Source organism: Streptomyces scopuliridis (genome assembly GCF_042790125.1).
Taxonomy (GTDB): Bacteria; Actinomycetota; Actinomycetes; order Streptomycetales; family Streptomycetaceae; genus Streptomyces; species Streptomyces scopuliridis_A.
In genome coordinates this window covers 59,368-73,163 of record NZ_JBHTZS010000008.1, presented here as the reverse complement: position 1 = coordinate 73,163, position 13,796 = coordinate 59,368, and the positions used below count along the sequence as shown (strand labels likewise).

Annotated in this window: 12 protein-coding genes and 1 pseudogene; 5 read left to right on the top strand and 8 right to left on the bottom strand. The window is 69.0% G+C overall.

What is annotated here, in order from left to right; genetic code table 11:
* Positions 1-191: 191 nt before the first annotated feature.
* From ACFRKB_RS14895 to ACFRKB_RS14885, 3 genes are read right to left on the bottom strand one after another with little or no spacing between them, the layout of a single operon-like run.
* The gene (locus tag ACFRKB_RS14895; RefSeq protein WP_383106133.1) at positions 192-956 is read right to left on the bottom strand and encodes an AAA family ATPase; all 765 of its coding nucleotides are present in this window, start codon (positions 954-956) and stop codon (positions 192-194) included.
* Between the two features lies 1 nt (position 957).
* Positions 958-3,252: a transposase gene (locus ACFRKB_RS14890; RefSeq protein WP_383106132.1), complete on the bottom strand. Its 2,295-nt coding sequence runs from the start codon at positions 3,250-3,252 to the stop codon at positions 958-960.
* The gene (locus tag ACFRKB_RS14885) at positions 3,249-4,067 is read right to left on the bottom strand and encodes a TnsA-like heteromeric transposase endonuclease subunit (protein ID WP_383106131.1); all 819 of its coding nucleotides are present in this window, start codon (positions 4,065-4,067) and stop codon (positions 3,249-3,251) included. Before ACFRKB_RS14885 ends, ACFRKB_RS14890 begins: the two co-directional genes overlap by 4 nt.
* Before the next feature lie 275 nt (positions 4,068-4,342).
* Here ACFRKB_RS14885 and ACFRKB_RS14880 point away from each other — a divergent pair, with 275 nt between their 5' ends.
* The 4 genes and pseudogenes from ACFRKB_RS14880 to ACFRKB_RS14865 all read left to right on the top strand — a co-directional run bounded on the left by ACFRKB_RS14880 (position 4,343) and on the right by ACFRKB_RS14865 (position 7,436).
* A complete protein-coding gene (locus ACFRKB_RS14880; RefSeq protein ID WP_383106130.1) occupies positions 4,343-5,200 on the top strand; it encodes a helix-turn-helix transcriptional regulator in 858 nt (285 codons plus the stop codon).
* Between the two features lie 182 nt (positions 5,201-5,382).
* Complete coding sequence (locus tag ACFRKB_RS14875; protein WP_383106129.1) at positions 5,383-6,450, top strand: zinc-dependent alcohol dehydrogenase family protein; 1,068 nt, start codon at positions 5,383-5,385, stop codon at positions 6,448-6,450.
* Positions 6,451-6,684: 234 nt separating this feature from the next.
* Positions 6,685-6,900 (top strand): annotated as a pseudogene (locus ACFRKB_RS14870) (aldo/keto reductase); the annotation flags it as partial.
* Positions 6,849-7,436 (top strand): aldo/keto reductase, encoded by a 588-nt coding sequence (locus tag ACFRKB_RS14865; RefSeq protein WP_383106386.1) that lies wholly within the window; start codon positions 6,849-6,851, stop codon positions 7,434-7,436. The pseudogene ACFRKB_RS14870 and the gene ACFRKB_RS14865, both read left to right, overlap by 52 nt.
* 13 nt (positions 7,437-7,449) lie before the next feature.
* On the opposite strand, the gene ACFRKB_RS14860 is transcribed toward ACFRKB_RS14865, so the two are convergent.
* The 5 genes from ACFRKB_RS14860 to ACFRKB_RS14840 all read right to left on the bottom strand — a co-directional run bounded on the left by ACFRKB_RS14860 (position 7,450) and on the right by ACFRKB_RS14840 (position 12,462).
* Positions 7,450-7,914: a hypothetical protein gene (locus tag ACFRKB_RS14860; protein WP_383106128.1), complete on the bottom strand. Its 465-nt coding sequence runs from the start codon at positions 7,912-7,914 to the stop codon at positions 7,450-7,452.
* Between the two features lie 133 nt (positions 7,915-8,047).
* Positions 8,048-9,859 (bottom strand): alpha/beta hydrolase, encoded by a 1,812-nt coding sequence (locus ACFRKB_RS14855; protein WP_383106126.1) that lies wholly within the window; start codon positions 9,857-9,859, stop codon positions 8,048-8,050.
* A gap of 9 nt (positions 9,860-9,868) precedes the next feature.
* Positions 9,869-10,330 carry a hypothetical protein gene (locus ACFRKB_RS14850; RefSeq protein ID WP_383106125.1) on the bottom strand — a complete coding sequence of 154 codons (462 nt, stop codon included), beginning with the start codon at positions 10,328-10,330 and terminating at the stop codon, positions 9,869-9,871.
* Positions 10,331-10,465: 135 nt separating this feature from the next.
* Positions 10,466-11,344 (bottom strand): class I SAM-dependent methyltransferase, encoded by an 879-nt coding sequence (locus tag ACFRKB_RS14845; RefSeq protein WP_383106124.1) that lies wholly within the window; start codon positions 11,342-11,344, stop codon positions 10,466-10,468.
* A 119-nt stretch (positions 11,345-11,463) separates the two neighbouring features.
* Complete coding sequence (locus ACFRKB_RS14840) at positions 11,464-12,462, bottom strand: sigma-70 family RNA polymerase sigma factor (RefSeq protein ID WP_383106122.1); 999 nt, start codon at positions 12,460-12,462, stop codon at positions 11,464-11,466.
* 65 nt (positions 12,463-12,527) lie between these two features.
* Between ACFRKB_RS14840 and ACFRKB_RS14835 the strand changes: the two genes are divergently transcribed.
* Positions 12,528-13,775, top strand: a complete 1,248-nt coding sequence (locus ACFRKB_RS14835) for an oxidoreductase (protein ID WP_383106121.1) — start codon at positions 12,528-12,530, stop codon at positions 13,773-13,775.
* Positions 13,776-13,796 lie beyond the last annotated feature (21 nt).

The window sequence follows — 13,796 nt, the reverse complement described above, 5'->3', positions numbered from 1 at the left end:
AAGAGCCGAATCTGATTCTCGACACCGACGAGGTGGTCGATGAAAGCCGCGATGCCCGCGTCACTGCTGTAGTCGAAGGGGTCGAGTGTGACCAGGTCGAAGCGGCGCTCAGTCTGGGTGGAGGCGTCGGGGTTGTAGCTCTTGCCCTTCTTCAGTGGTGCGTAGACCCACTGGTTGGTGCGGGGGTCGTGTCAGCCCTCCCTGAGCAGGCCGGAGCGGGGAATGTTCACGCCGATAAGGACAAGCGTGACGTCCAAGTCCATAAGGCCGCGGATCAGGTCGAGGGTGTCCTGGTCGTCTTCCCGGTGCATCTTCAGGCGGGTGATGTCGTCGATGATCAGGACGGTGGTGGCGTGCGCCTTGATCGATTCGCGGGCGTTGCGGATCATGCCGCGCAGGTTCTTGCCGTAGGGGGCGCCGTAGTAGTCGAGAATTGCCTCGCACAGGCCGATCGGAGTGGCCTTCACCGGGGTCTGGCAGTAGGCGACCGGCGCGATCAGGTCCCGGGTGCCGGGCATTGGATCGAAGTAGCACTCGGGGTACTGCTCGAACAGGTCACGCCAGGTGTCCTCGAACTCGGTGGCGGTCCGGCAGGCGGTCTCCGTCTTGCCCTGGTAGCCACCGCCGTTGATCATCAGCCCGTCCAGGGTGCTCGGACCGATACGCATCGCGTTGTTCTGGATCCGTGAACGCATCAGCGTGGTGACCACCTCGCTCATCGGGGTGTCCAGCATCTGCATGTTGACGTGCGTGGCCGCGCGGTGCAGGTCATGCAAGGACTTCTTGCGCGGGCTCATCAGCCCGTACTCGGCCAAGGAAATCTTCCTGACCGGCACAAACAGATCCCGTGTCCGGCGGAACTCCTGCCAACCCTCATACCGGGTCCGGTCCGGCCTCGGGCCGAAGCGCAGGAACGGCACAGGAGCGTTTGGCGGCTCCGGGGGCAGGGTGCTCATCTCACGTCTCCTCCGTCGGCTGCGGGCCCGGTTTGTCGGATCCGTCATCGTCGTCGGCGATGACGAAGAGGTTGCGACCGCGGCGGCTCGATCCCAGCGGGGCAGGTACCGACGGCTGCTGCGCTGGCTTGGCCGTCTCACGCCGTCGGCGCCGGTGCGCGTCCAGGCTCTCGGTGGCTTCCCGGGCCCGTTCCCGCCACGGCGGCTCCGCACCCGGTGCACCGAGGGCAGCCAGGCGCGGTGGCTTGTTCGACTTCGGCAGCTGTTGCGGTCGGTCCGCGGCTGCCGCCTGGGCCTGGGTGATCTCCCGCGCATGCTGCGTCCTCTGGGATTTGGTCAGCTGGGACGGCCACTTCGCGACCGGATCGACGGCCCCCAGCATCTCCAGGAGTTTGGGGACGAGTTCGCTGTCAGAACGCGGCTTGAGGCCTGCTTCCCGTACACGGGTGAGGAGTTCCTCGACCCGGGCGTCACCGAAGGCTGGCATCTCGCCCTCCGGCGGCAGGCCCGTCCAGCGCAGTTCGTGCCATTCATGGGTGTCGGGATCCTGGAAATACACCACCCGCCGGTCGCGGGGTTCGCGGTGAATGACCCAGTGCTGCTTGTAGCGACCCCCGCGCGCGGAGTTCATGTCGGGCTGGTGCAGTAACGCGGCGTCGTACCAGAGCCCCTTGACCTTCACACCCCGCCGGTGGATCCGCTTCACGTGGTGCTCGGGCAGGAAGCGGTAGTACGTCTCCCGGGCGGGAATGTCCAGAACGAAACCCTCCTGGGCGAAGGAGGCGGCGAACAGGGTGTTGGGGCTGTGGTCACCGCCGGGATCCCAGCTGGGTGCGAACTCGCCGAGCCTGCGGTTCTGCCAGACCTTCACGACCCAGGTCGCGATGAAGTGTTCCATCTCGGCCATAGTCAGCACCGCGTCGCCCTCCGGGTCCGCGCCGCGATCGGAGACGTCAACCCCCGTGTAACCGGCCAGCTTCTCGAACACCAGCGAGCGGATACTGCCGAAGACGCGCTCCACCGCGCTCTTGTCCTGCGGGCGCAGCACGCGCCCCGGAAGAATCCGGCAGCCCATCGCCTCTTGGACATCCACCAGATGGTGATTGCGGTAGACGGAACCGTGGTCGGAGGTGACGGTCTCGGGGGTGAAGAACGGCAGCCCGGCCACCTCGTACCCGGCGAACTCGGAGACCATGGCGGCCGACAGCCCCGGATAGGGCCACTCCATGTCCTCGCCCCACTCCTCCCGCATGGGCAACGGCAGCATGACGTCGCGCAACACCATCGCGACGTCCACCGAGGAGTCCGACACCAGCGTGAGCCGGAACGCACAGATGGAGTGGGTGTAGACGTCCAGCGCCAAAGTGAGGTGGGCAGTGACCGGGTCGCCGAAAACGTTCTCGCGGACCATCACCGGCAGGATCGTCGTGTCCAGCGCGACGACCTGGCCGGGGCGGGTCACGAGCACATGCCCGTTCTTGGTGGGCAGTTCGGCCGAGCGCTCGTACTTCTGTCGGGCGCCGCCCGGCCCGAACCACTCCTTCCACACCCGCAGCAGCGTGTGGTAGCTGGGAACCTCGATCTTCGCGCTCTCGTCCCCGTCTTCGTTCTCAAAGGTCTCCCGCACATAGCGACGGATCATGATCTCGCGGGTGCGTGCGCTCACCCGGGACCGGTGGTGCTGCGTTTCCGCCCTGACCGCGAAGATCGCCTCGCGAACCTCCTCGCTGATGCTCGGGTGTCCCCCGCTCGCCCGCAGCCACCGGTGATCAGCGCAGCCCACCATCCCGTACTTTCTGCGCCTGCGCTCCCAGCGCTCCAGCGTGCGCACCCCGACGTGCGCGACACCCAGAAGCAGCTTGGCCTCTTCGGGCCTCAGCGCCGACAATTCAGCGGTCTTCGCAGCGCGCCGCTCAGTCAGCGTCGTCCGGTCCGGGTCGTACTCAGGGTGCGGTTCCCCCGGCTCGGGACGGAACGGATCACCACTGCGGAAACCGCAGTTGACCTCCATCAGATGCGCGAAACGCTGCTCCATCAAAGGCCGCTTCTCCGGCCTCACATCACTCCACGAAGCTGGCTGCCGCCCACGGTTGGCGCCCTCCGCCGCTGTACGCGACGACGGCCGACAACGCGGGTGGTTGGCCAGGAAGCGGAAGCTCGCCCGCTGGCGCTCGCCGTCCGCACGCACCAGGTGGACCCGCCCCAGATGCGGCTCCTGCCGTTCGACCAGCCACTCCACCTCGCCGAGTACCACGCCCGCTCCGGGCGAGAGATCCAGTGCCGACGCCCCCATCATGAGATGCCTCCCGCCAGCACCACCCGCGAGCTGTCCGTCAACGGCTGAGCAAGGTCGATCCCGAGCCTGCGATGCCATAGCAGGTGCAGCAACTGGGCCCGTGCAACCGGCCAGTACGTCTGCGCGGACGCCAACTCCCCTAATGTGACGCCCCTTTCGGCATGAGCCAGCAGATCGGCCTGAATGCCGAGCACGTCGCGTGTCAGACGGCGCTTCCCGTACAACGCGCCGAGCGTGGGCCGCACATGCGGACGCCACTCGGCCGCGACCGCGTAGTGCCATCCGCAGACCAACGCCACTTCCTCCGCGGCCGCGAACGACTCCAGGTCCTCGGGCTCGATCAGGTCTCGGGGCCGCACGTCGATCAGCCAGGCCCCCACCCGCGTGACTGCGAAAAAGTCCGGGGTGTGGTTGCGCCACTTCTCCGCCGTACGGAATCGGATACGCAACGGCTGCGACAGCACTTCCGCCAGATCACCGGCAAAGTCCAGAGATACCAGCAGCTGATCCTCTTCGAGACTTTCGAACCCATGCAGGCGCCCCGTCGACACCAGGGACTCAAGACCGGGCCTGTGCCGCTGCTCTCGCCGCCAGGTGAACCCCCGCATCGGCCCACGGCTCGCCACCGGCACCTGCCCCAGGTGTCGGACCGGCCCCGCAATCTCGTCCCCGGCGTACTTCCACGTTGCCGTCCACCGGTCCGGCCAGCCATCGGACAGGTCTAGGCCGCCCCGCCCCGCGTCCAGCGAGACAGGGACCAGCAGATCTGTCCACGTACAGCTATGGGACCAGAAGGAGCCCCGGGTATCGCTCATAGTCCCAGGTAAACCGCGCGCATCCCGCCGGAGGAGCGATCTTCGAAGTTTGCGACAATTTGCCTGCAAAAAGCGCGGAACACGTCAACAACGATGCGAATTCGGCGACAGATGTCCTGCTCCGCGCATCAAGAAAGGCCAGATCGGGGCGGGAGGTTACGACAGCTATCGTGCTCAGTCTCACGCTGCTCTCCGTGCTCTTCTCCGCGCTCATCTCTGTGCTCATCTCCGTTGCTCATCTCCGTGCTCCACGGCTGTTCCCTACGATGGATCGCATGGGCAAGGACAGTGACCTGCGCAGTCGGGTCCGCGCGTTCCTGATGTCCCGGGCCGCGCGTATCTCCCCCGGCGATGCCGGACTCCCCGAGGACCCCCACCGCCGGGTCCAGGGACTGCGGCGCGACGAGGTCGCCATGCTGGCCGGGGTGAGCGTCGAGTACTACACGCGCCTCGAACGCGGCGACGCCCCCGGCGCCTCACCGGCGGTTCTCGACTCCGTCGCCCGCGCCCTGCGGCTGGACGACGTGGAGCGTGAGCACTGGCGCAGGCTGCACCGGACGCTCTCGGACGGGGCCGCCGCGGCGCCGGTGCGCCTGGTGACGGCGGTCCGTCCCGGCGTGCAGCGCCTCCTCGACTCCATGGAGCACAGCGCCGCCTTCGCCATCAACCGCCGCGGCGATGTCGTGGCCGCGAACCGCCTCGGCCGCGCCTTCTACGCCCCCGTCTTCGACACCCCCCGCACCCCCGTCAACCACACCTGGTTCGTCTTCGGGAACCAGCCCGCCTCCCGCGACTTCTGGGTGGACTGGGACGTCATCGCCGACAACGGCGCCGCCATCCTGCGCGCCGAGATCGGCACCGGCCCCCAGGACCCCGAGACGTCCGATCTGGTCGCCGATCTGCTCCGGGTGGAGGAGTTCGCCCAGCGCTGGGCAGCGCATGATCTGCGCCGGCACACCACAGGTCTGAAGCGGGTCAACCACCCGCGGGTCGGCCGCATGGACCTCACCTACGAGAGCCTGCACCTCGCCGGCGACAACGATCTCTCCATCCTCACCTTCGGCGCGGAACCGGACAGTCACTCCCGCGATCGCGTGGAAGACCTGCATCACCTCGCCCACGAGGCGGTCTGACCCCGACGGACGCCGGGCCGGACGAGGGACGTGCCGGACGTGACGGGCGTGAGGGACGTGACGGGCGTGGGGGACGTGACGGGCGTGGGGGGTACTCGGCGTGACTCCCTCACCGGAGGAAGGCTCCCTAGCGTGGCAAGCGGTGGCATCGCTGCCGCCACCACGGCAACGAGGAGTGAACTGTGCGCGCAACCGTCATCCACGGAGAACGGGACATCCGTGTCGAAGACGTCCCGGACCCCCGGCTCGTCACCGGGCCGGAGGCCGGAGGCCGGGACGCGATCGTCCGGGTCGTGGCGTCCTGCGTCTGCGGCTCGGACCTGTGGCCCTACCGCGGGATCCAGCCCACCACCGAGCCACACCGCATCGGACACGAGTTCGTCGGCGTGATCGAGGCGATCGGCGACCACGTGACGACCCTCAAGCCCGGCGACTTCGTCATCGCCCCCTTCTCCATCTCCGACAACACCTGCGTCAACTGCCGCAACGGCTTCACCGGAGCCTGTCTGCACGGCGGCTTCTGGGGCGTCGGCACGGAGGAGGAGGGCTACGCGGACGGCGGACAGGGCGAACAGGTCCGTGTCCCCCTCGCCGACGGCACCCTGGTCGCCGTTCCGGGCGGTACGCCGGACCCGGCGCTGATCCCCGGCCTGCTCACGCTGTCGGACGTCATGGTCACCGGACACCACGCCGCCGTCTCGGCCGGCGTCACCTCCGGCTCCACCGTGGCCGTGGTCGGCGACGGCGCCGTCGGACTGTGCGCCGTCATCGCCGCCAAGCGGCTGGGCGCCTCCCGGATCGTCGCCATGTCGCGGCACGAGGACCGGCAGAAGCTGGCCCTCGAACTCGGCGCCACCGACATCGTGCCCGAGCGCGGCGAGGCGGGCATCGCCGCGCTCAAGGAGATGTTCGACGGCGTCGGCCCCGACTGCGTCCTTGAGTGCGTCGGTACCAAGGAGTCCATGGACCAGGCCCTGAGCTCGGCCCGGCCCGGCGGCCAGGTCGGATTCGTCGGCGCTCCCCGAGGCGGCCCGGAACTCCCGGTCGGCCAGATGTTCGTCACGAACGTCGGGGTCCGCGGTGGCATGGCGCCGGTCCGCGCCTACCTCGACGAACTCCTGCCCGATGCCCTCTCGGGCGCGATACAGCCCGGCAAGGTGTTCGACGCCGAGGTCACCCTCGACAACATCGCCGAGGCCTACCGCGCCATGGACGAACGTCGCGCCATCAAGGTCCTCGTCCGCCCCTGAGCGCCTGCCTCCCTGACCGGACAGGGCCCGGCACCACCGCACGGCCACGTCCGCCACGTCCGCCACGTCCGCCACGTCCGCCATGTCAGACAACGGACCTACCAACCGAGCGCCGCGGCGGCACCCCGCCGCCGCGGCGCGGAAATGACACACGATGCGCTACCGCCGCCTGGGCAACTCCGACCTCGAAGTCTCCGAGAATCGGCCTCGGATCCTGGCTCACCGTGACCGACGGTGACGCCCTGGAAAAGACCCGAGCCGTCACGAACGCGGCCTTCGACGGCCGGAATCACCTTCTTCGACACGGCCAACATCTACGGACAGGGCGCCGCCGAGAGCGCCTGGGGCACGATCCTGTCCCGGCGCCCGCGGGACTCCTACGTCCTGGCCACCAAGGTCTGGGGCCGGATGTCCCCGGACGACGCCGGCCTGTCGGCCGAGCAGATCGCCCGGCAGATCGACGCCTCACTGCGCCGTCTGCGCACCGACTACGTGGACCTCTACCAGGCCCCCACCGCTTCGACTCGGACACCCCGGTCGAGGAGACGCTGGAGGCGTTCCAGCGCGTCGTCGACCAGGGCAAGGCACGCTACCTGGGCTTCAGCGAATGGACTCCCGAGCAGATCCGCACGGCGATCGACATCGCCGGACCCGACCTGTTCGTGGCGAGTCAGCCCCAGTACTCCATGCTCTGGCAGGCCCCGGAACGCGAGGTCTTTCCCCTGGCCGCGGCCCACCACATGTCCCAGGTCGTCTGGTCCCCCCTCGCCCAGGGCATCCTCACCGGCAAGTACCTGCCGGGCCGGTCCGCCCCGGCGGGCTCCCGGTTCGCCGACCCGGCTACGAGTGTCACCAAGGACGTCGTCTGGAGCGAGGCCGCGCTGGAAGCCGTCGACCGGGCCCTCGGCACCGCGCCCGTCACGGAACCGACCCTCGCCACGGCCGCCACGCCGGGCATCACCCACCGCGACCGGGCGCGGCCCTGACGAAGCAGCGTCCTCAGAACCGCTGGACCTTCTCGCCGTCCGGCACCTGGTAGCAGCCGGAGACGACCATCAGGCTCAGCTTCGGCGGGTTGTTCTTTGCGCGATGGGAGATGTTCACGCTGTGCTTCTTCGCGTCGTTGTCGGCCGTGAGATTGAGGTTCTGGTTCTTGCTCGTGTCACGCCCGTACTCAACGACCTTCCAGCCGTGCTTGGGCAACTCCTCCTTGAGCCGCTCCATCACCCCACCGAACTGGTCGGCCGATTCGGGCACGAAGCTCCAGGGATGAAAGATCTGGAAGAACTTCTCCGGGTCCTTGCCGTCGCACTCCGTGACACCTGGGCCGGTGTCGGATGCCTTCCCCTTGATGCCGATCAGGTCGTAGAGCTCGCTGGAGACCTTTTCCGTCCGATCGGCAGCAGCAATTGAGGTACTCGTGCCTGCGGACGGGAGGTCGGAGGAGTCCTTGTCGTCAGTCATGCTGCATCCAGTAAGGGTCGTGAGAGCGATTGATGCGAGGAGTGCGGACGCACCCAGTTTGATCTTCACGTCGATGAGCCTCGGTTGGTCGGAACAGGACACGTAACGCAGAACACGCAGGACATGGTCATCCCTACTTCGTGTACGCATAGCGGTCCGGCGGCGGTTTGAGTTCGGCGCTTTCACCCTGGCCCGCCACCACGAGACCCTGGTTCCGCAGGCTTTCGGTGCCCTCTTTCCAGTAGTCGCTGTGGCCTTCGGTGTCCGTGTTCAACTGGTTGGCGCCGAAGCGTTCGTCGCTGGGAGTCGTAAAGGCTCCGTACCAGTCTGTTCCCCCGTGCCCGTAGCGACCGACGTCGGGAACGACATCGCCCTCGGCCTCCTGGTTCCAGACGTGCCCCTTCGGGACGTCCATCTGATCAGCGTTGCTCACCTGGACTCCGGGGCTGCCGGCGAGGATCACATCGTCCGCGTTCAGGTCACCCTGCCGGGCCGCCGACCCGATGAGCGTCGTGCCGTACGAGTGGCCGATCGCCGTGCGGTGCGGATCCGACTCGACGGTACGTGACGCGTCGAGGCCGTCGAGAAAACGGTTGTAGGCCGGGGCGCCGTCATCCGCGTAATGGCTGAACGGCGAATCCTTGACGATGTTCTGCGGAGCGTCGTACCCGAGCCAGGTGATCGTGGACACCGAGTCGCCGTCGGCCTCGTCGTCGGCCACACGCCACACATTCACCATCCGGTTGATGTCTCCGCCGATGCTGCCCAGGTTCGACGTCGTACCCGGCACATAGACCGCCTGGTGATCAGCCGTGTCCGGATTGCCGTTGGCGACGATCGCCCGGCCATTGCCTTCCGCGCTGAATCCCAGCAGGTAAGCCTCGGGCAGGCCCTTCACACCGGTCGAGTCGAAGCGTTCCTGAATGCTCTTCATGCCGTTGAGGGACTTGTTCAGCTGCTCGTACCGGTCCCCGTACTTGTTGTGCCACTCCATCCATTCGTCGGTGTGCACCTTGGACGGGTACATACCTGCGGTAATCCATGTCCACTCGTTGGCGGGCGGCTTCGGGATGGAGTCCAGTTCCATCTGGAGCTCGCCCCGCTTCTCCTCGAAGACGACGCGATTCGCCTCGTCCCGCACCGTGGACGGCAGCCCGTCGAGCGCCCCCACGGCATCGGGCCGGAGGGCCGACCACGCCGCCTGCTCCTCCGGGCTGAGCCCCTTCCACCACGACGCGTTGTCCTTCGGACTGCCGTCCTTCGGGGGCTGTGGCAGGGAGTCGAGGTAGCTCTTGCCCGCCTCACGGACCCCGCCCATGTCCGACTTCGCGTCGGCCCAGTCCTGCTTGGAGACCGTCAGGTCGTCGTCGGCCTTCAGTGCCCGCAGCTTCGGCGCCCACTCCGCGTCCGCGTCCGTCGCTTCCTTCAACGCGTCGGCGATCCGGTTCGCGTACCCCATCGCCCTGCCGTAGTTCGGGTTCGGGTGGATGTTCGCCGCCTGGCGCTCCATGGCGTCCGACGTCGGGGTACCCCCGGCGCTCCCGGTCACCGTGCCGCCGTCGGCGGTCTTCTCGTCGCCGGGCTTCTTGCCCGCCGGAAAAGTGACCGAACCGTCCGGATTCTCCGTGCAGTTGTCGGCACGAGCGTCCTCGATCGCCGCGTCCAGCTTCCGTTTGGCCGCCGCCATGTCGAAGGCGAGACCGTTCAGCGCCGTGGTCGCCAGACCGCACTCGGTCTGCACGTAGTGGAAGTTCTTCGACAATTCCCGTAGCTCCCGGAGGGCGGCCGTCGCCGTCTCACCCTCAAGGCGATTACGCACCCCCGCGCTGATCTGGTTGTCGATCGTGTCCTTGGCCGCACTGGCCATGTCACCGGTCGCCCGGTAGCCGTCCCCGGCGTCCTCGTACTCCGACGGCTTGAACGCTTTCAGCGTGGCGAGGTCCATGACCGCGAATCACCTCTCCTTCGCCTGGCCGCCGACGGCCTCGGTGTCCTGGTACTTCAGCTTGAGCCCGTCCAGCTCCTCCTTGAGCGCCTGGTCGGGCTTCGACAGATCGTGCCCCGACCGCTCCAGCAGCCCGCCCAACTCGTCGCATCGGCCGCGCACATCACCGACGTACTTCTTCCAGGAGTCGTACAGCTCCTTCTGCGCCGCCGCGCTCTGGCAGCCGCTGGTGTCACCCAGCCCCGCCTGCCCGTCGTCCAGCGTGGTCAACGCCTTGCCGATGCCGTCCTTCAGGCCTCTTACGCCCTCGCCGGCCGTCACCCACGCCTTCTTGTCCGACTTCAGATCCCCCGAAGCGCCGGCCGCGGGAGTGCCGCCGCCTTGATCGGCCGGAGTCTGATTCAACTGCATCTGTGTGGAGCCGCGTTCCGCCGCGTCGGCTTTGAGCCGCTCCCACTCGTCCCACGCCATCCGTGAAACCTTCCCCGTTCCCCGTTTCCCCGTTCCCCGGCTGTCCCGGGCCGAGTTGCCATGATCTCGGGCTCCGAGGGACGAAATCAATCGCTCACGTGTCCCGGCGCGGAGGGGCTCATACCGGCGGCGAACTCACCGGGCGGAAGGCTCGCGCCAGACGAAGACCTCGGTGCTCGGCTGACGTTCGGAGAACCGGCCCTCCGGTGAGGTCTCCCGCAGCAGCCGGCCGAGGTCCGCCTCGAAGTCGCCGCGCCGCGTACCGAAAAGGTGCGGCGCGGAAGAGGACGTCGAGAACACCCATGCCACGACGTCACCACAGGTGCGTTCCAGCGCCTGCCCCCCGCGTACGACATAACGCTCCGGTCCCGAAAAGCCCGCCCGGCCGAACACCTCGGCCTCGCCGCTGGGCGTTCCGTACAGCAGGACCCCACGGCCGGCCCGCCGGACCGGTCCCAGGTACCGCCCGACCAGATCGCCGATGGCGGCGTAGGGCACCCCCGGATACGGGAGACCGTCGAGCGGCAGCGCCTCCGTCTCCGTCTTCAGGTCCGAGATATGCACCAGGGCGCCCGCCGGCCGGAGCATGTCCCTGACGGTCGCCGCCACCAGATCACGGTCCATCCAGTGGAAGGACTGACCGAAGGTCGCGACGGTGAACGTCCCGAGCCCCGCGGGCAGTTCCTCGGCGCGGGCCCGCACCCACCTCGCCTTCCGCGCCACGCGCGCTTCTTCCGCCTCGTCGACCTTGTCGGCCTCGTCTGCCAGTCGTCCGGCCTCGGCGATCATGCCGCCGTCCGGGTCCACCCCGACCACCTCGCCGAACAGATGCGCCAAGCCCAGAGCGAGGATGCCGGGCCCACAGCCCACATCGAGCAGCCGCCCCCGGCCGTCGAGCGCCAGGACCTCGGCGAGCAGGTCAGCGAGTCCGGGCGCGTACGGGAGCCGCCCACGCCGGTAATAGGGGGCAGAGCCCAAGAACAGCGTGTCGTCCCACTCCCAGCCCTCCGGCATACCGCCCGACCGCCCTTCTCCTGTCTCACACGAACTCACGAATCCATGGACCCGCAGACTCGCAGACTCGCAGACGCGGAGGCGTGGAGGCGTGGAGGCGCTGGGCGGCGTCTCGTGCGCTACGAGCCGACAGGGGCGTCGAGTACGGCCAGTTCGAGCCGCTGGAGTCGGGCCGGGTCGGCGATCACCTCGTAACCCGTGATCCTCTCGCCCTCGATCGTGAGGGTGAGCGCGAGGAGCAGCCGGCCGCGCGGAGCGACGACGATTCCCACGGTGCCGTTCACGAGCGCCGCTGCCGCGAATCGTGCCCTGCGGCCGAAGACCAGCGTCTCCTCGGCCACGACGCGCGCCCCGCGGGCCTCCGTCGCCGCGCCCGGTGGGAGGGCGGCGGGGTCGGCACGGCGTACGACGTCCGGGGCCAGCACCGCGAGAAGCGCGTTCAGGTCGCCGCCGCGCGAGGCGGCGAGGAAGGCCTCGACGACATGCCGGTGCCGGCCGAGATCGGCGCCGGGCACCGCCGGGGTGCCCCGCACCTTGCGGCGCGCGCGGCTGGCGAGCTTCTTCGTGGTGACCGGTGAGCGCTCCACGATGGGTGCGATCCGGTCGAACGGTACGGCGAAGAGGTCGTGCAGTACGAAGGCGATCCGCTCGTCAGGACCCAGCGTGTCGAGCACCACCAGCAGCGCCCGGCCGACCGAGTCGACCAGCAGCGCCTCCTCTTCGGGATCGCCCGCGGCACCGGCGCCGCTCCCGGCACCGCTCCCACCGCCCCCGTCGCCGTCCCGCGCGGCCACGATCCGGTCCGGCAGCCGCTGCCCCACCAGGTCCTCCCGTCGTGACGTACGGGAGCGCAGCATGTCGAGGCAGATACGGGAGACGACCGTCGTCAGCCAACCGGCCAGGTTGTCGACACCGTCCGCATCGACCCGGCTGAGCCGCAGCCACGCTTCCTGGACCGCGTCGTCCGCCTCGCCGACCGAGCCGAGCATCCGGTAGGCGACCGCCCGCAGCCGGCCGCGGTGCGTCTCGAAGCGTTCCGCCAGCCGGTCCTGGTCAGGAAACCGCACCCGCTGCCCGTCCCCCGCGTCCTGCCCGTCCCCCGCGTCCTGCCCGTCCATCGGTCACCTTTTCCCGTCGCGCTTCGTCAACTTCAGCAGCCACCTGTTGACGAGGAGATACGCACATGACCACCACGACCACCACGACTACTACTACACCGCCGGCCACCCTCGATCAGCCGCTGCTCCGGCCCGCGCGCCTCGGGGATCTCAGCCTCCCCAACCGCGTGGTGATGGCCCCCACCACCCGCGCCCGCGCGGCCAACGCCGGGCTGCTGCCGACCGAGATGCACGCCGCCTACTACGGCCAGCGGGCCGCCGCCGGGCTCATCATCACCGAGGGGACCTGGGTCAGCGAGCGCGCGATCGGTTTCTCCGCCGTCCCCGGCGTCTACAGCGAGGCGCAGGTCGCCGCGTGGCGCCGGGTCACCGACGTCGTACACGCCCTCGGTGGCCGTATCGTCCTCCAGCTCTGGCACACCGGCGCCGCCTCGCACCCCGATCACCTCGGGGGAGCGCTGCCGGCCGGGCCCTCGGCGGTCAACCCGCACGAGAGGTCGTACACCCCGAGCGGTTTCAAGTCCACCGTCACGCCCCGGGAGATGACCACCGCCGACATCGGGACGACGATCGGGGAGTACGGCGCCGCCGCGGCGAACGCTCGGCGCGCCGGGTTCGACGGGGTCGAGGTCCATGCCCTCGGCCCGTTCCTGATACCGCAGTTCCTCAACCCGCGGCTGAACCGCCGCTCCGACGGGTACGGCGCCGGTCGCGCCGGCCGGCGGCGCCTGCTGTTCGAGATCATCGACGCGGTCGCCGCGCCCTGGAGCGGACGGGACGGACGGGACGGACGGGACGGACGGGACGGACGGGACGGACGGGACGGACGGCGGGTCGGGGTGCGTCTGTCGCCCTACTGGACCACCGGTGACCGCTTCACCGCCGACGAGGCGACCCTCGCCGACTACGACGAACTCGTGGCGGAACTGAGCGCCCGCCCCGTCGCGTATCTGCATCTGCGCGGACCGGCCCCCGCCACGCCGGGTGGCGGCCCCGACTTCGACGCGTTCGCGCGCTACCGGCGGCTGTTCGACGGTCCCCTGATCGCGAACCTCGGATTCGGCCGCGAGTCCGGGAACGCCGTCATCGAGTCGGGGACCGCCGACGCCGTCTCGTTCGCCACGCACTTCATCGCCAACCCCGACCTGGTCACGCGGTTCGCGCTGGGCCGCGAACTGGCGGCCGGCGACCCCGGTACGTACTACACCGGCGGGGCCGAAGGGTACGTCGACTACCCCGTGAGCGCCTGGCGGGCGGAACGGACCGAGCCCGCCGTCGGCGCCCGCGAGGAGGGCGACCGCGTAAGCCCCTGAGCAGCCCCTAAGCTCGGTCCG

What these genes read in the sequence shown, in the direction of transcription:
- ACFRKB_RS14885 (WP_383106131.1), bottom strand. Translation starts at nt 4,067, where the DNA reads ATGAGCGATACCCGGGGCTCCTTCTGGTCCCATAGCTGTACGTGGACA.
- ACFRKB_RS14860 (WP_383106128.1), bottom strand. Translation starts at nt 7,914, where the DNA reads ATGACTGACGACAAGGACTCCTCCGACCTCCCGTCCGCAGGCACGAGT.
- ACFRKB_RS14835 (WP_383106121.1), top strand. Translation starts at nt 12,528, where the DNA reads ATGACCACCACGACCACCACGACTACTACTACACCGCCGGCCACCCTC.
- ACFRKB_RS14880 (WP_383106130.1), top strand. Translation starts at nt 4,343, where the DNA reads ATGGGCAAGGACAGTGACCTGCGCAGTCGGGTCCGCGCGTTCCTGATG.
- ACFRKB_RS14845 (WP_383106124.1), bottom strand. Translation starts at nt 11,344, where the DNA reads ATGCCGGAGGGCTGGGAGTGGGACGACACGCTGTTCTTGGGCTCTGCC.
- ACFRKB_RS14855 (WP_383106126.1), bottom strand. Translation starts at nt 9,859, where the DNA reads ATGGACCTCGCCACGCTGAAAGCGTTCAAGCCGTCGGAGTACGAGGAC.
- ACFRKB_RS14840 (WP_383106122.1), bottom strand. Translation starts at nt 12,462, where the DNA reads ATGGACGGGCAGGACGCGGGGGACGGGCAGGACGCGGGGGACGGGCAG.
- ACFRKB_RS14890 (WP_383106132.1), bottom strand. Translation starts at nt 3,252, where the DNA reads ATGATGGGGGCGTCGGCACTGGATCTCTCGCCCGGAGCGGGCGTGGTA.
- ACFRKB_RS14850 (WP_383106125.1), bottom strand. Translation starts at nt 10,330, where the DNA reads ATGGCGTGGGACGAGTGGGAGCGGCTCAAAGCCGACGCGGCGGAACGC.
- ACFRKB_RS14895 (WP_383106133.1), bottom strand. Translation starts at nt 956, where the DNA reads ATGAGCACCCTGCCCCCGGAGCCGCCAAACGCTCCTGTGCCGTTCCTG.